The 19826-nt window shown below is 57.9% G+C and carries 15 protein-coding genes; 4 read left to right on the top strand and 11 right to left on the bottom strand.

Annotated features, from left to right (window positions below; translation table 11 throughout):
• Positions 1 to 12: 12 nt before the first annotated feature.
• Positions 13 to 1866 carry an ABC transporter ATP-binding protein gene (locus AC1AWD_RS07865; RefSeq protein WP_476565354.1) on the bottom strand — a complete coding sequence of 618 codons (1854 nt, stop codon included), beginning with the start codon at positions 1864 to 1866 and terminating at the stop codon, positions 13 to 15.
• Positions 1867 to 2244: 378 nt separating this feature from the next.
• Between AC1AWD_RS07865 and AC1AWD_RS07860 the strand changes: the two genes are divergently transcribed.
• Positions 2245 to 3354, top strand: coding sequence for an alpha/beta hydrolase (locus AC1AWD_RS07860; protein ID WP_476565352.1), 1110 nt, complete (start codon positions 2245 to 2247; stop codon positions 3352 to 3354).
• Between the two features lie 240 nt (positions 3355 to 3594).
• Here the strand turns inward: AC1AWD_RS07860 and AC1AWD_RS07855 are convergent, their stop codons facing one another.
• From AC1AWD_RS07855 to metG, 3 genes are all read right to left on the bottom strand, one after another.
• A complete protein-coding gene (locus AC1AWD_RS07855) occupies positions 3595 to 5073 on the bottom strand; it encodes a sugar porter family MFS transporter (RefSeq protein WP_476565350.1) in 1479 nt (492 codons plus the stop codon).
• A 263-nt stretch (positions 5074 to 5336) separates the two neighbouring features.
• The gene (locus tag AC1AWD_RS07850; RefSeq protein WP_476565348.1) at positions 5337 to 6347 is read right to left on the bottom strand and encodes an ROK family protein; all 1011 of its coding nucleotides are present in this window, start codon (positions 6345 to 6347) and stop codon (positions 5337 to 5339) included.
• 948 nt (positions 6348 to 7295) lie between these two features.
• Entirely contained in the window at positions 7296 to 9158 is a 1863-nt protein-coding gene (metG, locus tag AC1AWD_RS07845) for a methionine--tRNA ligase (RefSeq protein ID WP_476565346.1), read from the bottom strand.
• 322 nt (positions 9159 to 9480) lie between these two features.
• Here metG and AC1AWD_RS07840 point away from each other — a divergent pair, with 322 nt between their 5' ends.
• Positions 9481 to 10185, top strand: coding sequence for a hypothetical protein (locus tag AC1AWD_RS07840; RefSeq protein ID WP_476565344.1), 705 nt, complete (start codon positions 9481 to 9483; stop codon positions 10183 to 10185).
• An 89-nt stretch (positions 10186 to 10274) separates the two neighbouring features.
• Positions 10275 to 10553 (top strand): variant leucine-rich repeat-containing protein, encoded by a 279-nt coding sequence (locus AC1AWD_RS07835; protein WP_476565343.1) that lies wholly within the window; start codon positions 10275 to 10277, stop codon positions 10551 to 10553.
• 9 nt (positions 10554 to 10562) lie between these two features.
• Here AC1AWD_RS07835 and rsmI read toward each other — a convergent pair whose 3' ends face one another.
• Complete coding sequence (gene rsmI, locus AC1AWD_RS07830) at positions 10563 to 11489, bottom strand: 16S rRNA (cytidine(1402)-2'-O)-methyltransferase (protein ID WP_476565341.1); 927 nt, start codon at positions 11487 to 11489, stop codon at positions 10563 to 10565.
• Positions 11490 to 11604: 115 nt separating this feature from the next.
• Here rsmI and AC1AWD_RS07825 point away from each other — a divergent pair, with 115 nt between their 5' ends.
• Complete coding sequence (locus AC1AWD_RS07825) at positions 11605 to 12423, top strand: alpha/beta hydrolase (protein WP_476565339.1); 819 nt, start codon at positions 11605 to 11607, stop codon at positions 12421 to 12423.
• A 181-nt stretch (positions 12424 to 12604) separates the two neighbouring features.
• On the opposite strand, the gene AC1AWD_RS07820 is transcribed toward AC1AWD_RS07825, so the two are convergent.
• The 6 genes from AC1AWD_RS07820 to AC1AWD_RS07795 all read right to left on the bottom strand — a co-directional run bounded on the left by AC1AWD_RS07820 (position 12605) and on the right by AC1AWD_RS07795 (position 19548).
• Positions 12605 to 13834 (bottom strand): SGNH/GDSL hydrolase family protein, encoded by a 1230-nt coding sequence (locus AC1AWD_RS07820; protein ID WP_476565337.1) that lies wholly within the window; start codon positions 13832 to 13834, stop codon positions 12605 to 12607.
• Positions 13835 to 13846: 12 nt separating this feature from the next.
• Positions 13847 to 14653: an alpha/beta hydrolase family protein gene (locus AC1AWD_RS07815; protein ID WP_476565335.1), complete on the bottom strand. Its 807-nt coding sequence runs from the start codon at positions 14651 to 14653 to the stop codon at positions 13847 to 13849.
• Between the two features lie 3 nt (positions 14654 to 14656).
• Positions 14657 to 15862, bottom strand: coding sequence for an MFS transporter (locus tag AC1AWD_RS07810; RefSeq protein WP_476565333.1), 1206 nt, complete (start codon positions 15860 to 15862; stop codon positions 14657 to 14659).
• Positions 15863 to 16013: 151 nt separating this feature from the next.
• The gene (locus AC1AWD_RS07805; protein WP_476565331.1) at positions 16014 to 17060 is read right to left on the bottom strand and encodes an alpha/beta hydrolase fold domain-containing protein; all 1047 of its coding nucleotides are present in this window, start codon (positions 17058 to 17060) and stop codon (positions 16014 to 16016) included.
• 221 nt (positions 17061 to 17281) lie between these two features.
• A complete protein-coding gene (locus AC1AWD_RS07800; protein ID WP_476565329.1) occupies positions 17282 to 18343 on the bottom strand; it encodes a LacI family DNA-binding transcriptional regulator in 1062 nt (353 codons plus the stop codon).
• 251 nt (positions 18344 to 18594) lie between these two features.
• The gene (locus AC1AWD_RS07795) at positions 18595 to 19548 is read right to left on the bottom strand and encodes a 3-hydroxyacyl-CoA dehydrogenase family protein (RefSeq protein WP_476565327.1); all 954 of its coding nucleotides are present in this window, start codon (positions 19546 to 19548) and stop codon (positions 18595 to 18597) included.
• Positions 19549 to 19826 lie beyond the last annotated feature (278 nt).

Raw genomic sequence — 19826 nt, 5'->3', positions numbered from 1 at the left:
TCCTCCCTTCCCTCACTCCTCGAAGCCTTGCGCGCAGCCGGACTGCAGGCCAAGCTGCTTGCGATAGATCTCCCAATACCGGCCGTGTGCGGCGACCAATTCCTCATGCGTGCCACGTTCGACGATGCGTCCACGTTCAAGCACGAGAATCAGATCGGCGTCCTTGATCGAAGAAATACGGTGGGCGATGGTGACGATGGTTTTGTTGTCGTCCATTTCGCGCAGATGCTTTTGGATTTCCGCTTCGGTTTCCATGTCGACTGCGCTGGTGGTGTCGTCCATGATGAGGATCGACGGGTCGTCGGCAAGTGCGCGGGCAAGGCTGAGTCGCTGCTTTTGGCCGCCCGACAGGCCGACGCCGCGTTCACCGACAACCGTGTCGTAGCCTTGCGGCATTGCGCGGATGAAGTTGTCGGCGCCTGCGATGGCGGCCATACGGCGAATGTAATTTTCGTCGCGGCTGGCCTGTCCGCTGGCACCGAAGCCGATGTTGCCGCCGATGGTATCGGAGAACAGGAAGGTGTCTTGCGCCACGACGCACACCTGCGAGCGCAAGGTGCTCAACGGCCAGTCGCGTGCGTCAATGCCGTCGATCAGCACGTGGCCGACGGTTGGATCGTAGAAACGGGAGATCAGGTTGACCAGTGTGGATTTGCCTGCGCCGGTTTCGCCGAGGATGCCGAGTTTGCCGCCTGCGGGGACGAAGAAGTCAAGATCCTTCAGGATTGGCGTTTCCGGATCGTCGGGGAAGGCGAAGCTGACGTGATCGAAACGGATTTCGCCGCTGATGCGATCAGGCGCTGCCGGATGGGAGCCGCCGACCTGGCTGGCGATGGAGACGGCCTGTTTGACGGATTCTTCCGCGTCGGGCTTTTCCTGAATGCGGGATTCTGCGGTGAGCAGCTTGCGGATTTTGATGCAGGATGCGTTGAAACGCTGCCAATCGTTGATAAGCCAGCCGGATTGGCGTACCGGGCCGTCGATCATCCACAGGAAGGAGTTGAAGCTGACGAGGTTGCCGAGCGTCATGTCTCCGCGAATGACGAGGAAACCGCCGATGCCGAGCGTGATAAGCTGCAGCGAGAATCCGAGGCCGTCCAGCCATGGCATGTAGCGGCGGGAATTGTATGCCAAATCCATATTGCGCTGCATGTAGTCTTCGTTGCGTTCGTCGAATTTTTCGGTTTCGTGGTCTTCGCGCACGAATGCTTTGACGACGCGATTGCCTTCGATGTTTTCCTCAACCATCGAGTTAAGCGATGCCAGCGAGTTTCGGATTGCGTAGAACAGCGGATGCGCATGCGAGGAGAGACCTCGTGTCAGGAAGAACAGGAATGGCGTCACGCAGGCGAGCGCCAATGCGAGCCTCCAGTCGATGGCGAACATGACGCACAGTGCGCCGATGAACATGACGACGCAGTCGAGCACCTGGTAGCTCACCCAGCTTAAGGCGTGACGGATGGCGTCGGTGTCGGACGTCATGCGGCTCATGATGTCGCCGGTGCGCGTGTGGTTGAAGTAGGTGAAGTCAAGCTCGTGAAGCTTTTCGTATTCGTCGCTGACCAGTCGGTAGACGGAATTTTGGCCGAAGCGCTCCATCCACATCTGATAGCCGTATCGCGAGGTGACGCGCACAATGGTGAATACGATCATCATCGTGCACAGGCGTCCGAGCTCATTGACACGGCCTTGCATGATGACGCGGTCGACGATCATGCCGGACAGCAACGGAATGATCAGCGCCATCGTGTTGTTCACGCAGAACAGCACGAGCGAGCCGAAGACTCGTGGCAGATCGGGTTTGCAGTAGGGCAGAATCCACCTGAGATTGCCCTTGCTTTTGTTACGATTCGGATCGACATACATGGTTCGAAGAACCCTCTCGTTCCTTGTCTTGTTGTTTGCTTGCTTGGTTGAGTATTTTCGCTGTGTTGCGGCCATTCGTTGCCGCCACGATTCACGTCCGTCGTGTATTCGAGCATCCCGTCACCGGCGCTCTCTTCGCCGGCCGAAACCCCTGTTCGGATTCGCAAACGCGGTTTATTTTATGCGAACTGGTATTCGATGCAACTATGCTGTTTGGGGCGTGTTGTTTTCTCGCCTCATCATCTGCGATATCACTTCCGTCTGCCGCAATCACTGTCTGCAATCAAACGTCACAATGCAAGGCGTAAACCATATTCCGCGCACACTGCATAAGATGTGGTCACGCATCATTCGCATATGGCAAGCGAAAGGACGACAATGAAGGCGTATCCTCATCAACTATCCCCCGAACAGATCAAAGAGGCCGAAGCGTGGAGCGAAATCGACGGCGATCTTGCGGGATTGCCGAAAGAGCGCGCCGACGCGATTCTGCAATCCCGCTTGGGCTCCGTCGCAGCGGATACGCCGCGCGCCGAACGTTGGCATATTCCGGACGGCATCGACATGATCGCCGATATTCCGTATCTGCCGGATGGCGGCTACGACAAGGCTGCCGGCCAATGCCGCGGACACATGCTGGACGTGTATCTGCCGCATGACGCGGTGCTGCGAGGCGGGCATACGATGCCGGTGTACATTGATATTCACGGCGGCGGCTTCACGTACGGATACAAGGAATTGAATCGTCATTTCAATGTGCATTTGGCCGAGCAGGGCTTCGTGGTGTTCTCTTTGAGCTACCGTCCGGCGCCGCAAACCGATTTGAAAGGACAGCTTGCCGATATTCAGGCGGCATTATGCTGGATTCGCGATCATATCGGTGATTACCCGGCTGATCCGAACGCTTTCTTCCTGACCGGCGATTCCGCCGGCGGCGCGCTGACGATGCTGACGTTGGCGGTTGAGAACAACGCTGAAGCCGCCGCCGCTTTCGGTATCGGCAAACCGTCCGGCATTCATTTCGCCGGCGCGACACCAGTGTGCGGTATCTACAGTCTGGCGGCACCGGAAGCTGTTGCGTCGGGTATTGACGTCTCGTCAGCCGACGTTTCGGCCGACGTTTCAACTGGCATTCAAGCTGGCATTTCGTATGATGCAGCATTGCATTATTCGCTGGTCAATATGTTGGGCGAGGAATTTTTCGCCGGTCTTGAAGACGCGCAACGCTTTATGAGTGTTGAAGGATTAGTGAATAACGTTGATTTGCCGCCGCTGTTCATTGTGACGTGCAGTGATGATTTTTTGGAAGCCGATAATTTGGCGCTGGCAACTGCGCTGTCGCGCAAGGGCGCTGATTTTGAATTGTACGATCCGAAAGTCAGGCGGCATGATGCGCTTGGCCACGTGTTCGTGATTGGCATGCCGTGGCTGGATGAAAGCGTCGAAGCGTTCAAGCGCATTCGTGGCTTCTCCTACGCTCGCTGCTAATTCACGCAACGCCGACCACCCAATCCGACCACCCCGCAACACAAAACCTCGCAACACAAAACCTCGCAACGGTCACATTTGCTGATATCGACCAGCCCCATCAGCAAAAGTGACCGTTTTAAGGCCGAATTGCGGTCACATTTGCTGATGGGCTTCGTTCAAATCAGCAGATGTGACCGCTAAGACCCTCAACAGAGGCGGCCATATGAGGCAGCATTGACGGTCAGAGTCTGACGGAGATTAGCGACGGGTCATTTCTTCTTCGATCTGCTCGAGGGACTTGCCCTTGGTTTCGGGGATGAGTTTCATGACGAACGGAATCGACAGCGCTGCGAACACACCGAAGATGGCGAATGGCCCGCCGACGTTATTGCCGAATGCAGATAGCAGCATCAGGAAGAACTGGGAGACGATGAAGTTGCCCAGCCAGTTGGCGGCGGAGCCGAAGGAGCTGCCGATGCCGCGCACGCTCAGCGGGAAGATTTCACCGATCAGCACCCAGGCGATCGGACCCCACGAGACGGCGAAGCCGAGAATGTAGACGGCGATCAGAATCATGGTCGGCACGGCGAGCACGGCGACGTCGCCAAAGAAGTTCATCACAGCCAGCACGCCCAAAGACACGGCCATAACGATGGAACCGAATATGAGCAGCTTCTTGCGAGGGAATCGATCCATGATGAGCGTGGCGATGATGGTGCTGGCGAAGTTGACGACGCCAATGCCCACCGACACCCAAATCGCCTGATTTTCCGGGAATCCGAAGCCTTTGATGAACACCTGCGGTAGGAAGTAGATCACGGAGTTGATGCCGACAAGCTGCTGGAACAGCATGATGCCGACGGCGGCGAGCAATGCCGGGCGGGCGATGCGGAACAGTTCGCGCACGCCGCCCTTGGCGTCCTGTTCGGCGACGGCCTTGATTTCGTCGAGCTCGGCGACGACCTGTGCCTGATCAACATCCTTGCGAATCAGCGTGAGTACTTTGAAGGCGTTGCGATCATCGCCCTTGCTGACCAAATAACGCGGGGATTCCGGCAGCAGCAGGCCGCCGATAAGCAGCAGCGCAGCAGGAATCAGTGCAGAGCCCAGCATCCAGCGCCAGTCGCGGATGCCGGCGATGTTCTGTCCGAGGAATCCCAGATTCGATGCGTACGCCAGCAGAATGCCGAAGGTGATCATCAGCTGGAACAGCGTGGACAGCGAGCCGCGACGTTCTTTCGGGGCGAGTTCAGCCAAGTATGCGGGAGTCAGCGCGGAGGCTGCGCCGACTGCGAGGCCGAGCAGAATGCGGGCGACGACCATCATAAGGAAGCCGGTTGCGGTTGCGCACAGGCCGGATCCAAGCAGGAACAGCAGTGCGGAGACGATAAGCAGCTTTTTGCGACCGAACCGATCGGACAGCGAGCCAATTGACAATGCGCCGACGCAGGAGCCGATCAGCACGGACGATGTGATGAAGCCGGTTTGCGCAACGGAAAGGCTGAAGTCGGATTCGATAAGCGGGGATGCGCCGGAGATGATGCCAGTGTCAAAGCCGAACAGCATACCGCCAAGAGCGCCGAACGTGAAAATGAATGCGCTGTTGAGCGGGAATCGAGTTGAGGTCTTCGCCCTGATGTCGTCCGGCAAGGAGGCGATTTCAGATGCGATGGCGTCGGTCACAGCAATATCTGATATTGCAGCCGGAGTAGTGCGGGATCCTTGTACTGCGGTCATGTGCGAAATCCTTCTATCTTCATTGATTGATAAATACGTAGGGCGGCTCGCGGCCGGAGCGACGGCACTATGGGGTTGCTGAGGCAACAAAAGACCCGGGCGGCACTTCATGTGCCGCCCGGGTCTTGCCTCGTTGGAGTAACAATCCCAGTTACAACGTCTTAGTGGCTCTAGTATAGCGTCGAACCAAACGCGACACTCCTGAAAATCACATTTTTCAGAAAACGTTTACAGCAAACGTTTCAAGCACCTACACAGCTTTTTCACAGCCGGGCCACTCGTGCTTGTATCACGGCGACAGCCTGCCCGCACAGCACAATATCGTCACCCAGCTCGCAACGACGCACTTTCGGAGCGTGATGGAAACGCGAATCCGTCAACTCCGACAATCGACACGTCGCCGCATCAAGGAACGTGTCACCCACAACATCGGCCGGGCCGAATACCGCGACATCATCCACATCCAACAAGCATGTAGGCATCGCCAGCGCATCGCCAAGCACCACGCCGGCCCCTTCAAGAATTTCGCGACGCTTTCCAGGCTCTTGCTCCAACAATTTATGCAACCTCACCGCGGAAATCAAAGTCTCCAAGCATCCACGCTTACCGCAGGCGCATTGCGGCCCCTCCGGGTCCACAACGGCATGGCCGATTTCACCAGCCGCATATGAAGTGCCATACACCAACTGATCATTGACCAGCACAGCGGTGCCAACGCCACGCGCCAAGCGCACGAACAGGCAATCCGACGACCCCTTGCCGAGGAAGCGCTCCGCGAGCAGCGCCACTCTCACCTCATTGCATACCATCGTGCGCAACACGAATTCGCCTTCAATCATGTCACGCAATTCAAAATCGGACCAGCTCAAATTCGTCGACTGCACAACGCGTCCTTCCCTGGTCACCACGCCCGGGACGGCGACGCCAATGCCAAGAACATGTTCACCGGCTTGCGCAATCAGACTGCGAATCAGGTCGAATACTTCATCAAGGTCGACTCGGCCCTCATCTTCCAACGGCACTTCCACGCGCTGCACGATGCCGCCACACAGATTCACCAGAGCGCCACGCAACACGTACGGCTGCGAAAGATCGACGGAAACAATGCGCCACACATCCGGATTGATGGCTAGCATCACCGCTCGTTTGCCACGACCGGAGCGCTCATCAATGCCAATCTCGCGCAGAATGCGCTTGTCAAGCATATCGCCGACGGCTTCCGATGCAGCTACTCGCGACAGGCCGGTCTGGCGTCCCAACTCCACGCGAGACATAGTGTGATTGGGGAATAACAAATCAAACATCAGTAGCCGATTGGCGGCACGTACATCGGAAGGATCCGCTTTGGACCTACTACGACGAAACGTCATATGTCGTCCCCCTTCATCATTGATGAGACGAACTCAACATGTAGCGCCTATGCATGCATGTCGGTTTCAAAATATGTAAACAATCCTAACAGATTTTTCATCGTCGTGTAAAGCGTTTCTCACAAACAAGCCCCAGAACGATTCTTACAAGCACTCCCAAGAACAATCCCAATAAACATTCTTGAAAACAAGCCCCGGAACGGCTCCAACAAGCAACCCCAATAAACATTCCCAAGCGCAAACCTCAAGATAACCCCAACGGGCAACTCCAACAAGCAATCTCCGCACTCCCTTCCTCAAAGAACAATCCCAAGAAAAGAGAAAGCCGGCGGAAAAGGAACCGCCGGCTGAGAGAGAAGAGAGAAGAAGGGTTCAGTTATGGGGTCCGGGTGGACCTCATCAGTAGCTTGTAACTGCTGACATGCTCTATACAACCGCTCGATGCTTGGAGGAATGATACGTGTTCCTGTCAAAATCCTGAAAAATTTGTATCGAGGATGTGCTGAACCCTCCACGCGCCAATGTGGGATGCGCAACGCAAGGGTGACTCACACATTACGCAGGCGGCACTGACACATTGCGCGGGTGGCACAAACACATTGCGCACGGGAAGGAACGGCAAACCAGAAGCCGCAGTCAGCAAAGAAAAACAAAGGGGCGCCGACCGTATGCAATCAGCAATCGCACGGCCAGCACCCCAGTTAAGCAACCGCAATGCGCATCAGCCACAAGACACAACAACCGCACAGCACGTCAACCGCAATATGCAGTAGCCGTAATACGCAACAGCGGCAACACGCAGCACAACAGCCGCCACACATGACAGCCGCACCGCAGGCAACCGCCCTTACGTCAGCCGTTCAGCTTGGCTTTTTCGGCGGCCAGACGCTGGGCTTCTGCCTCGCGGCGAGCAGCCAAAGCGGCGTCGAAACGGGCCAGCTCCTCTTCCACGGCCTCCTTCGGAATCTTCGCGAAGATCGGCGACGGCTTGGCGACAGGCATACCGACCACAATCGGCTCGCTCTTCCACGGATGCACGGTCTCACCCAGCACATAATCGCCGGTGATGATCGGATACGTGAAGCCCGGCTTGTCGAGGTCCTCGACCTCTTCCAAGCGCGGCAGCGGCGAGAACACACCAGTGCCACCGAGAGCCTCCCACACCTTCTGAGCGGAGTGCGGCAGGAACGGAGCCAGCAGATGGTTGGCATCCGACACCGCCTGAGCGGCGACGTGCAGCACCGTGCCGAGGCGAGCCGGATTATCCTTGATCTTCCACGGCTCTTCGGCGGAGATGTACTTGTTGATATCTCCGACGATGCGCATGGCTTCAGTCAGAGCGTTCTTCTGACGATGCTTTTCGATCATGCCGCCGACAGCGTCAAAAGCGCCGGCGCTTTCAGCCAGCAGTGCACGATCGGAGTCAGTCATGGATGCTTCGTCGATGGCCGGAATCTCGCCGAAGTTCTTGTGAATCAGATTGGCCACACGGTTGACGAGATTGCCCCAAGCCGCGGCAAGCTCCTCATTGTTGTGACGTACGAATTCCGCCCACGTGAAGTCGGCGTCGGAGGTTTCCGGACCGGCGATGGAAATGTAGTAGCGCACGGCGTCCACCGGATAGCGCTCCAGAATATCCTTCACGTAAATCACGATGCCGCGGGAAGACGAGAACTTCTTGCCTTCCATGGTCATGAATTCGGAGGCGACGACCTGCTCCGGCATGTTCAGCGGACCGAGTTTGCCGACCTCGCCTCCCTTGGAGCCTGCGCCGTTGTAGCCGAGCATTTCGGACGGCCAGATCTGCGAGTGGAAGGTGATGTTGTCTTTGCCCATGAAGTAGTAGCCTGGTGCGCTCGGGTCATTCCACCATGCGCGCCACGCTTCCGGGTCCCCCTTGCGGCGGGCCCATTCGATGGAGGCCGACAGGTAGCCGATAACGGCGTCGAACCATACATACAGCTTCTTGTTCGGGTTGTCGATCCAGCCTTCAACCGGAACCGGAATGCCCCAGTCGATGTCGCGCGTGATGGCGCGGGCCTTGACTTCCTTGAACAGGCCGACGGAGAAGTTGATAACGTTGGTACGCCAGCCTTCGCGGGTCTTCAGCCATGCGAGATTCGCTTCGGCGAGCGCCGGCAGATCGAGGAAGAAGTGTTCGGTTTCTTCGAAGCGCGGGGTTTCGCCGTTGATTTTGGAAACCGGGTTGATCAGTTCGTCCGGGTCGAGTTCGTTGCCGCAGGCGTCGCACTGGTCTCCGCGCGCTCCGTCGGTGTGGCAGATTGGGCATTCGCCTTCAACATAACGGTCCGGCAGGGTACGGCCGGTGGACGGGGAAATCGCGACCTGCTGCGTGCCCTTGTAAATGTAGCCGTTTTCCAGGCACTGGCGGAACATTTCCTGCACGACCTGCTCGTGATTGCCGGTGGTGGTGCGGGTGAACAGATCGTAGCTCAGGCCCAGATCGCACAGATCCTTGGCAATCACGCGATTGTATCGGTTGGCCAGCTCCTGCGCTGTAATGCCTTCCTTGTCGGCTTCCACCAGGATCGGCGTGCCGTGCTCATCGGTGCCGGACACCATAAGCACGTCGTTTCCCTTCATGCGTTCGTATCGCGCGTACACGTCGGACGGCACACCAAATCCTGCGACATGGCCGATATGACGCGGGCCGTTTGCATACGGCCATGCAACATTCACCAAAATATGAGTCATAAGCCCGATTATCAGGTGCAGCGGGGACAGTCGCAGTGTCGCTGAAATCGCATTTTTATATCGTCACGCAACTATCACGTAATCGTCATGCAATCACGCGCACAATCAATCACATACTTAATCGCACGGCCAATTGTACGTTCAGCCGCACATTCAATCACATAATCGCATATGTATTGTCGGCAACGATTTTTGCCGACGCGTTCCCCACCTTATCCACATTTCGCTGATTCAGCGTATGCGTTATCCACAATTCCACAGTTTCCCGCAACGATCTGACTGCACACTTCGCGCGACTACTACGGTCGAGACTATGACGAATATGACAGATATTTTTGATTCTTCCGCCGCGTACGACGAACATGCCGGGCGTGATGCATGCAAGAAATACGCCGCTCACAAAGAGAACGACGCGTACGACGAAAACACTGCAACCTGCATGAATCACACGCCGTCAAACGCCCAATCATTTGCGCTGCCGTCGCTGCTGAAGGATTCGGATTTGCCTGGCCCACTCAGTCTTAATCGTCTCTCCGCGCTTGGATCGCTGCATAAAATCGATACGGCAAGCGCATATTTGACGCAGGATGCCAATACGCTGTACGGCCGCGCGTCGATTATCGCCGGAATTACGCCGAAAAGAGCAGCCGCTTGCGCGATGAGCGCGGTTTGGGTGTGGTTGGGTGGCGATTTTCCGTCAACGATTGACGTGATTTCGTCTTCGCATTTTCGCGCACTTGTATACGGCCGAAAAATACGTGTGTTCAATCGCAAGGCGCCGCCGGAACATTTGATTAATATTGGCGATTTGAAAATCACGACGCCTGCGCGCACTGCTTGTGATTTGATTTTGATTGATATTGACGGGCTTTCGATGGATACTGCGATTGAATTCGCGTGCACGTTGATGCAGGATTATCATTTTCGCCCGGATGACTGTCTGGCGATTTTGCAGGCGAATCGGTATTGGCGTAATGCGCCGCGCGCCCGCGCTTTTTTCGAGAAAGTGCGGGGGTGTTTTCGATGACACGACGACATGTGAAACGCCATTTTGGACACTTTGGCAAACGGCGTCAGCATTCACGGCGATTGCGCCGCACTGCCTGCAATCAACGATTGCGCGATATTCGCCCTTCCAAAAACGCCGCGCCGAAGGAGCTGCCGCCCTCTCCCCCGCTGGCGTTGACACCGGTCGTCGCCTGCGATCCGGATACGGATATGGAAATTTTGTGGCATATCGCCCGCGAAGTGCCTGAACTACGGCGTTGGCTGGTCGCCAATCCGGCCGCCGATGCGGAATTGTTGGAATATATTTCGCAGGTCGGTGGCCCCGGCGTCAAACACGCTTTGCAAGTGCTGCTGCAGTCAATCGAAGATTTCGAACAGCAGCACTAGCCGGCGAAATCACGCTTTGGCGGCGAGGACAGCGGCATATACCTGCTTGCGATTGGCATAGCTGCCGTCGGGCAGAGGATGTTCTTTGACGACTTCGGTGATGGCGTCCTTGATGCGCAGGCCTTCAGCTTCGGAACGTTCCATCGCCAACGCCGCCAGATCTTCGACGGAAAGCGCCGCGGGAGATGCCACCGTCACTTCCTCGTCGGAGGCGCCGGCAATCACCAGCACCATTTCGCCGCGCGGCGGTTCGTCGATAACGCTTCGGCGGATTTCGGCGATGGTGCCACGGCGGATCTGCTCGTAGTCCTTCGTCAGTTCGCGGCAGAGCGCCATGCGACGGTCAGGCCCGAAGACTTCCAGCAGATCGGCCATGGATTCGTCGATACGATGCAGGGTCTCATAGAACACCATGGTGCGCCGTTCAACAAGCAGTGCGCGCAGGTGCTGCACGCGTTCGCTGTGTTTGCGCGGCAGGAACCCCTCATAGCAGAAGCGGTCAGTGGGCAGGCCTGACAATGCGAGCGCGTCCAATACGGCGGAAGGGCCGGGCGCGCAGGTGACGGGGATGCCGCGTTCGATGGCGCGGCGCACGATGGCTAATCCGGGATCATTGATGGTCGGCATGCCCGCATCAGATACGACGACGACGCTGGAGCCGGCTTCGACCTGATCGAGAATGCCGTCGGATTTTTCGCGTTCATTGTGGTCGTGATATGCGATGACGCGACCTGAAACGTGTATGCCAAGTCGGTTTGCAAGCGCGTACAGACGGCGGGTGTCCTCCGCTGCGACGATGTCGGCGCGTTCCAGCAGCGTGACGAGTCTGGCCGAGGCGTCGGCGGTATTGCCGATCGGCGTCGCCGCAAGAATTACAGTGCCGCTTGGGACGCTGGCGGTTTGGCTCAAATCATTCGTTTCCATAAGTGCTTCCATGCTTTAAGTATCGCACTGATGCTGCGGCGCCGACGCAAGCGTACAATGGCGGCGGAGCCCATCGGTCTGCATATATTGCGCCGACCTTGCACATCATGACCACAGGAAAGACGATATGAAATATTTTGAAGACGTTCTGGACGGCATAGACGGTTCTACGGCAAAATTCGTCGGATACTGCCTTGACAACAGTGCGGAGATGGACGCGCGGCGCACCCGTCCTGCAGTGTTGGTAATTCCCGGCGGCGGCTATGCCATGACATCGGACCGCGAAGCGGAGCCCATCGCCATGCAATTCGTCGCGGCAGGGTATCAAGCGTTCGTGCTGCGCTATTCCGTCACTCCCTCGGTGTTCCCCACGGCTTTGCTGGAAGCCGCAGAAGCCGTCAAACGTATCCGCGAGCATGCCGATGAATGGCATGTCGACCCGAATGCCATCGTGATATGCGGCTTTTCGGCCGGAGGGCATCTGGCGGCCAACCTCGCGACAAGCACAAGCGACGACATCATACGCGATCACGGTTATGACCCGGATGCGGTTCGTCCCAACGGCCTGATGCTCGGCTACCCTGTCATCACATCCGGTCCGCTCGCCCATCGCGGCAGCTTCGAAGCCCTGCTGGGCGATCTGCGCGATGACGAGACGATGCTGGAAGCACTGTCAATCGAAAAACATATCGACGCGAAGACGCCGCCCGTCTTCGTCTGGCACACCGTGACGGACGCAGCGGTGCCGTTCGAGAACACCATGATGCTCATCCGAAGCTGCAAGGAGGCGGGCGTCCCCATCGAGGCACACCTGTTCCCCGATGGCGAGCATGGTCTGGCGCTTGGCACCGATGAGACACGCCGATCCGACGGCAGCGGCGTGGTCGAGTGCGTGCAGGCCTGGCCGCAGCTGGCCGTCGAATGGCTGCATAGAACCTTCCGCTGAACAACCAATGCCATCGGCGTGGCGCTCGGCACCGCTGCCCTGGACATAGGCCGACAGGGCCGACAATAATCGTGGAGGATGCTCGCAGCTACCATCAAGGCCTGTTATCCCGGTCTACGGGACAACAGGCCTTGACATCACGTGGAGAATCGTTCCGTTCAATGCGAGCGGCGGATGACCGTCACTTCAGCGAGGAAGCCGGCACCAATCCGTCCTCACCGAACACGCTTGCGGAGAATCGACGCGCGATCTCCGCATATAGACGCGCATCGGGATGCAGACCGTCGGGAAGCGTGTAGTCGTTCACATCGGACGGGCCGAACATGGTCAGGCCATCGACGTAATACAGGGGCTCGCCGTAGGCCTCGCGTCGCGTCTGAACGAGTTCACGCAGCTCATTACGGGATTCCTCCAAGGTAAGGGCCCCCAGCGGTATGTCCTTCTTGTCTCCGTAGCAATAGCAGGTCACCGACCCATCGTCGTTGAACCTGACATCCGCCGGGCCTGGGACGTCATCGCTTTCCGGCCAATAGATCGACGACATCAGCACGATCGGCGTGGTCGGGTGCTTCTCGCGGACGATGTCGAGGAACCCGTGCAGAGCCGGAACGAACGTCCTCTGGTTCATGGTCCTTGCACCGGTGATGTTGACGCCTACGGACATCGTGATGACATCCGCATCGCTGGCGGCAACCGCCCGTGCGACGTACGGATCGAGCATGCATTGACCGGCGAATCCCAGGTTGGTCAGTTCCAGTCCGTTCTTTTCCGAGACGATCACCGGCCACACCTGCGTCGGGAGGGCAGGCGTGTGGCAATGGCTGATGGAGCTGCCGTAGTGCAGCCATCGCGGCGACATGGAATCCGCAGCGGCTTCGACCGGTTCGCCGTCAGCGCCCTGAATGCCAATCAGATCGACCATCATCGTTTGGGGCAACCAGATCGTCACCGTCTTCCGACCTGCCGGAAGACCATCGAACACCACGGTCGAGGACTCTTTGACCTTTTCGCTCACGCTGGTGCGACCATCACGGCCTTCCACATGCTCGATGAAATCCACCGATGACTCGACTTCGCTGACGGTCTTGCCGTCAACGCATGCGACGAACCCATTTGCGGTGCTCTTCAGTTCGCCGTAATCGACACGGAAGCAACGAACCTTCAACGCAACGGACGTCGCTTCCGTCTCGACGCGCAGGTGCACGCCCGAGCATCCGGAAATCACTGTGCGCATGCTTTCGCGTTCATACGGGGCGAACTGCACAAAGCTGGACTCAGGAAGTCGAATGGGTCTCAGGCCACGGACATCTCCGATGACGATGTCCTGCACGTCAAACGCACCATGGAGTCGGACCGATCCGCCTTCCGGCAATTCAAGAACCCGGCTCACGTTCGAAATGTCATTCCGCATGGTCATACCTTCTCACAGTTCGATGCCGGCATAGGACAGACCGGCATGTTCGGCAATGAATCGCGCCGCATTGCTCATCACGAATTCACGGTCGGCGGCGGTTCCCCAACCATGATCGGCGCCTTCGCGCACCAGCAGCTCGGCACGATCGCCGAAGACTTCCTTGTACCGTTCCGCATATTGCATCGGCACGAAGTCGGCCGTGCCATGCATCAACAACACATCGCTACGGCAGTCGGCGACACGAGCATACAGGTCGAGGTCCTTGACGTCCTCGACGATGGCAGGTCCCATCTTGACGCCCATGAAATCAAAATATCCATCGGTCTCCAAGCCTTCCAACGACTTGCCCTGAATCTTCCCGGACTTGATCTCGTCGACGCATACCGCCGCGCTGGAGCACATCACGACGCTGCGCGGAGTGATTTCGCCTTCAGTCGCGACGATGGATTCAATCACCGCGCCAAGGCTCAAGCCGCCGAAGTGCATGTTGTCGGCATCGACGATGTCGAGCTCGGCGATCTGCCTTACGACTTCCTTCGCCTGCCTGACTTCACGGGTGATCGAAACATCGAAGAACGTTCCGTCGCTTTCTCCCTGACCGGCACGGTCATACGTCACCACAATCAGGCCCTGCTGGCTCAGCGATTTCGCCATCTGGACCATGAAACCGGAGAAATCGATGCGGTTGCCGCCGAAGCCGTGGAACAACACCGCCGTGGGGTAGCTCTTGCCGGGCTCGATCCCTCCGGCCGGTTCATACAACGAACCGCGCAGAGTCAAGCCTTCAACAGGAAACTCGATGGACTGGATTTTCATGGGTTATGCCTCCTCGATCTGCATTTCCGTCTCGAACGTGCTGCCCGTCTTCTTGTGGAATCCAAGCCAACCGACAAGGAAGCCAGCGCCGGTCACCACGGTCACGCCGACAAACAGAATCTTCGGGCTGAAGACCAGCAAGGCCGGGGTCACCGTGCTCAGCACGGCGGTCAGGACGCGGGAGACGCCGTAGATGTATCCCTGTGCGGTACTGCGCAGCATGGTCGGGAAGGATTCCTGAGTCCACACCTTCATAATGGTCTCGTAGCAGAACGCACCCGCGAAGGTGATCAGATAGGTGAACGCGCACAACGTCACCAAATTGAATCCGAAGAAGACGGGGATGAGGCTTGCGACCGTCACCAGCACGGCACCAACCACGTAGTAGGGCATACGCCACTTGGTGTCGGCGACGGCCATGAACCACGCCGCGCCGATGATGGCCAGAGGCATGCAGGCCAGGGTCGCTGCCGAATAGGTCGATACCGGGATATTGGCGACATTGTAGGCGACATAGGTACCGAAGTTCGAGGACACGGACACAGCCAATGCGACCAGGCTGTAATACACCACCAAGGTGATGAACGGCTTGCGCCACTGCGGCTTCATCAGATCGCGGGCATTGGCGTTCTCCGCACGCTCCGTACGGATTCCGGCCTTGCGTTCCTCATGGGCGCGGAGCCAGCTTTCGGTTTCCGGAATGGTCAGTCGCAGCAGCAGCACGATGACGGCGACGACACCGAACGCGCCGAAGATCACATGGCCGCCGATGGTGCCGGCGTTGCCGAAGATGATGCCCAGCACAACCGACATCAGGATGCCGAAGCCGCCCAACAGGTTCGAGAACACCAGGATCTTCGCACGGTTCGCGTCAGTGGCGGTTTCCGAAATGGTGGCCATGGCCACCGGCAGATCCGCGCCGATGCCAAGGCCAAGCAGCAGGACGCCCGGCAGCATGAAGGCGAAATGAGTGCTGACAAACGGGATGAAAGCGCCAAGGATGATGATCGCCATGGTCACGATGAACACGTGACGACGACCGAAACGATCGCCCAGTCGGCCTCCCAAGAAGGAGCCAACGGCAACGCCGATGGTCAGGGATGCAGTGAGTGCGCCAATCTGGTCACCGGTCAGTGCGCCGCCGGTCTGGTACAGCACCAGTGCGGTGGCGATACCGGTGGTTGCGGCGTTGTCCACGAATGTGGCCATGCCACAGACGAATCCAACCCACCATGGGTTGGGCTTCCGCTTCTTTGCGACAGTGTCAACAGGCATCGTTGTTGATGACATTGTTCCTCGATTCTCTATGCGTGATCATCCACGCGTGTTTGTTTTGTGACACCAACCAAACGGCGGCGTCTCATTCCGCCTTCACATCAGCCGGTTCGACGGGACGGTCCGACATCGGAACGTTCCTTTCCTCATCGAAACGGCTTCTGATATTTGCTGCGAAAAACTCTATGATGGCCGCGTTCTGCGGCAGTGTGGACGACGGGTACCAATTCAGGACGCCGTGCAACACACCGGGCGCCATCCGAATCGATACCGGTACACCGGATTCGCGCAGCTGGTCGGCAAACGCGATGCTGGAAGGAGCCAGATCATCGAATTCGCAACATACCAGCGCGGAGGGCGGGAAATTCGCGAGATCGCACGAGCCCGGCGTACTGTAGCCCGGAAACTCGTCAGCGACGCCCACGTAGTCCGCATACATCGCACGGCAGACGTCCGAGGTGAACCGCAGCGGCTGCGGCAATATCACCGTGTTCTCATTCCACCCCTCGACCAGAGTGGATTGCATATCGTGATACACCCCGTACGCGCCGCAGAATAGTTCCGGCGCGGCATGAGGGACGGAATCGGACTCCATGGACAGGCAAGCCGCGGCTGCGAGATTCGCGCCAGCGCTTGCACCACCGATAGCAAGGACCGGCATGAGGCCGCCATCGGAGAACGTCTGTGCGGACATCCAATCCCAGACTTCCATCACTTCATGCATTGCCGCTGGATATACGGATTCGCCGTTTGCGGTCAACGAATAATCGACGGAAACGCAGGTCACCGCATGACGGGAGGTCATTTCCGCGCAGAAAGCATGCGCTTCCGGCAGATCCAGATCGCCTTGCGTGAATCCTCCGCCATGCAGCCAGAGCAACAAAGCCTGGCAACGGGCATCCCGGTTGCGGTAGATGCGAATCGGCACCCGTCCGACAGCCGTATCCTCAACCATTACGTTCATGGGCATGCGCCATTCACCGGATGGGACCATGAAATCATCCGGCAGCACGTCCGCGCCCATGCCGCCTTTGTTGAGACGCAGACGTTCGACAAAGAACGAATCGAGCCGTGCAAGCGCATCCCCCTTCGGGAACCGGACGTCCATCAACGCGAGTTCGTTCTCCATCATCAGTCTCCATGCGCCATCAACCACATCGTTTACGACATAGCTAAATCCATATAGCTTTAGTGCTAAATCAATATAGCACAACATGAAAGACCTTTGCAAACCGGCATGAAACCACATGTCGGGACGAATTCGGAAACCCGCTAAGCCATTGTCATCGGAGACACGTCCGACGCGCGGAACGGCCGTTCATAGCGGAGACGATGACTACCGAGGAAGAGCATTCACACGCGCACAGGGGCCACGCTTGCACCCTTACGCACCGGCATCGGCACCTTCGTCACACCGGAAGACATACCACCCAACAAAGAAGACACCGCGAGCCGCCCCATTTCTTCTTGCGGCAGGCAGACCGTTGCCAATTCAGGTTCGCAGGCCCCCGCCCACTCGCTGCCGTCAAATCCGACGACGGATATATCCTCCGGCACACGGACCCCATGGTTCCGCAATGTCTGAACGACGCCGAAAGCCATGGCGTCGTTGACGCAAATCAGCGCCGAAGGCAACGCCTCCCGTAGCATCTCCTCGGCAAGACGCCTACCTGATTCGACTTCCCAATCGGAAGACTCATATTGACGGGTCAAACGCAATCCGGATTCGGCCAGCGTCCGAACAATACCGTCGAGACGCTGCTGCAACGCCCAAGGGCGCCATGACCGCCACTGTGCGCCGCCGGTCATGCCGACGGGGAACCGCCCGGCGAAGGCGATGTCCCGATGCCCGGCCTCCACAAGCAGCCGGGCCGCAGAGCATCCGGCCTCGTATTCGTCGGGCACAATGCACGGCACCGAGGGCCGGGACGGGTCAAGACAATTCAGCAATACAATCGGAACGCCTTGCAGCATTTCAGGCGCCTCCACTTCACGAGTGAACATGGAAGCGTACAGGATACCGTCCACCTGCCGATCGAGCAGCGCCCGCAATGCCTTCTTCTCCATGTCCGAGTCACCTTGGGTATCCACTGCGAACAACAGCAGATTCCTTTTCTGCAGCTCTTCCAAAGCACCGCGCACCAGGGAATTGGCATGAGACGACGTGCCGATGAAATCGGAAATCAGGCCGACCGTTCCCGAAGTTCCCGTACGCAAGGTCTTGGCCGTCTGGTTCGGCCGATACCCCAGCCTCTCGGCCGCCTCACGAATCCGCCTGACCGTGGTCTTGGCGATGCGCTGGTCAGTCCGCCCCGTCAACGCGAAAGAGGCCGCCGAACGGGACACGCCCGCAGCATCGGCGACCTGCTGCAATGTCACACGTTTACGATGGGGTTGATCGTTCACGCCCTGCATCCCCAATACACTCCTTTGACCGATGTTCCTTCTCGATGCCCCTTCATTATCACATCATCCGGAAAACATCAATCCAAGGCGCAAGGCATGTACTGTGTCTCGCCAATGGTCGGATGCACCATCCGGACATACACCGACATCGTCGTCGGGACAACGGTCATCGTCATGCCGACGGCATCGGACCGACACCACGACGATGCGGGGCGTGACGCATCCCCAAATAAAAGGGGTTGCTCACGCCGTACGGCGGCTCAGTTCTCGCCCTTATGATCCTCCACCAGCGCGGCCATCAATGCCTTATCCCGCTTTTCAATCACACGGCGTCCCGACTCACCCTGCCAGGAGAAAAATCCACGTCCCGTCTTTGCCCCCAGTTCTCCGCTCTTGACCTTGGCCTCCAGAAGCCTGTTCGGTTTCATACCGTTATCGGTATCCTCAAACAGATACGTACTGATGTTGTAGAAGGTGTCCAGACCGCCCAAGTCGGCGCTGGCGATCGGACCGACCAGATTCCAGCGACGTCCCAGACTGTATTTGACCACATCATCCACCGTGGAGGCATCGGCTATGCCCTCCTCGACGATATGGAACGCCTCACGCAGCAACGCCAGCTGCATGCGGTTGCCGACGAATCCCAAGGATTCACGCTGCAGCTTCGCCGGCTTCTTGCCGATGGCCGTCATTAAATCAAAGGTCCCATCCACCACAGCCTGAGCGGTGTCACGCCCCGGCACCACCTCGACCAGCGGCATCAGATGCGCCGGATTCCAAAAATGCGCGACCACGAATCGTTCGGGACGCTCCAACACGGACTGAATGGCCGTCGGGCTCAATCCGGAAGTATTCGTGGCGAAAATCGCATCCTTTGGCGCAAATTGCTCGACCTTACGCCAGACGGACTGTTTCACGTCCAGCTTTTCGACAATCGATTCAATGATGAAATCGGCATCCGCGACACCATCCGCATACTCGACATGCGTCGTAATGCGGGAGATCACGTCTTCGACCGTATCGCCGTCACGCAGCAATCCATAATCGGCCATCTCCTGCACATCCTCACGGATACGCTCCATGCCGGACGCCAGCGCTTCGTCGCTCTGGTCAATCAGATGAACCGGATAGCCGGCCATCGCGAACAGCAATGCGGTGGCGTGTCCCATGGTCCCGGAACCGATATTGGCGATCGTACGAATTTCATGACTCATGATTGCCTCGCTATTCTCCAGTGAATGCATTGCACGACACCGTCGCGACAGTGAGTACGGCATCGGACAACGGCATCGGATTTTCGTTGTGCCGACTGCATTATATGCCCGCATTCTCTACATATCCCTGCGCAGAGGAGGACGATCATCCCTCGGAATATGGCCGGCCCCGTTGCCTTGGGAACAGGTTCACAGGCAACGGGGCCGGCCACGTCTATCAGTCGAACCGCCGACGACGGCAATACGTTTCCCCATCAGTCGGATCCGGCACAGTCAGG

It is taken from the genome of Bifidobacterium sp. LH_512 (assembly GCF_056356435.1).
This window is presented reverse-complemented; position numbering and strand designations above follow the sequence as displayed.

Bases quoted from the DNA above. Each gene is read 5' to 3' on its own strand.
- AC1AWD_RS07865 (WP_476565354.1), bottom strand. From the start codon at position 1,866: ATGTATGTCGATCCGAATCGTAACAAAAGCAAGGGCAATCTCAGGTGG.
- AC1AWD_RS07860 (WP_476565352.1), top strand. From the start codon at position 2,245: ATGAAGGCGTATCCTCATCAACTATCCCCCGAACAGATCAAAGAGGCC.
- AC1AWD_RS07855 (WP_476565350.1), bottom strand. From the start codon at position 5,073: ATGACCGCAGTACAAGGATCCCGCACTACTCCGGCTGCAATATCAGAT.
- AC1AWD_RS07850 (WP_476565348.1), bottom strand. From the start codon at position 6,347: ATGTCTCGCGTGGAGTTGGGACGCCAGACCGGCCTGTCGCGAGTAGCT.
- metG (WP_476565346.1), bottom strand. From the start codon at position 9,158: ATGACTCATATTTTGGTGAATGTTGCATGGCCGTATGCAAACGGCCCG.
- AC1AWD_RS07840 (WP_476565344.1), top strand. From the start codon at position 9,481: ATGACAGATATTTTTGATTCTTCCGCCGCGTACGACGAACATGCCGGG.
- rsmI (WP_476565341.1), bottom strand. From the start codon at position 11,489: ATGGAAGCACTTATGGAAACGAATGATTTGAGCCAAACCGCCAGCGTC.
- AC1AWD_RS07825 (WP_476565339.1), top strand. From the start codon at position 11,605: ATGAAATATTTTGAAGACGTTCTGGACGGCATAGACGGTTCTACGGCA.
- AC1AWD_RS07820 (WP_476565337.1), bottom strand. From the start codon at position 13,834: ATGCGGAATGACATTTCGAACGTGAGCCGGGTTCTTGAATTGCCGGAA.
- AC1AWD_RS07815 (WP_476565335.1), bottom strand. From the start codon at position 14,653: ATGAAAATCCAGTCCATCGAGTTTCCTGTTGAAGGCTTGACTCTGCGC.
- AC1AWD_RS07810 (WP_476565333.1), bottom strand. From the start codon at position 15,862: ATGGCCACATTCGTGGACAACGCCGCAACCACCGGTATCGCCACCGCA.
- AC1AWD_RS07805 (WP_476565331.1), bottom strand. From the start codon at position 17,060: ATGATGGAGAACGAACTCGCGTTGATGGACGTCCGGTTCCCGAAGGGG.
- AC1AWD_RS07800 (WP_476565329.1), bottom strand. From the start codon at position 18,343: ATGCAGGGCGTGAACGATCAACCCCATCGTAAACGTGTGACATTGCAG.
- AC1AWD_RS07795 (WP_476565327.1), bottom strand. From the start codon at position 19,548: ATGAGTCATGAAATTCGTACGATCGCCAATATCGGTTCCGGGACCATG.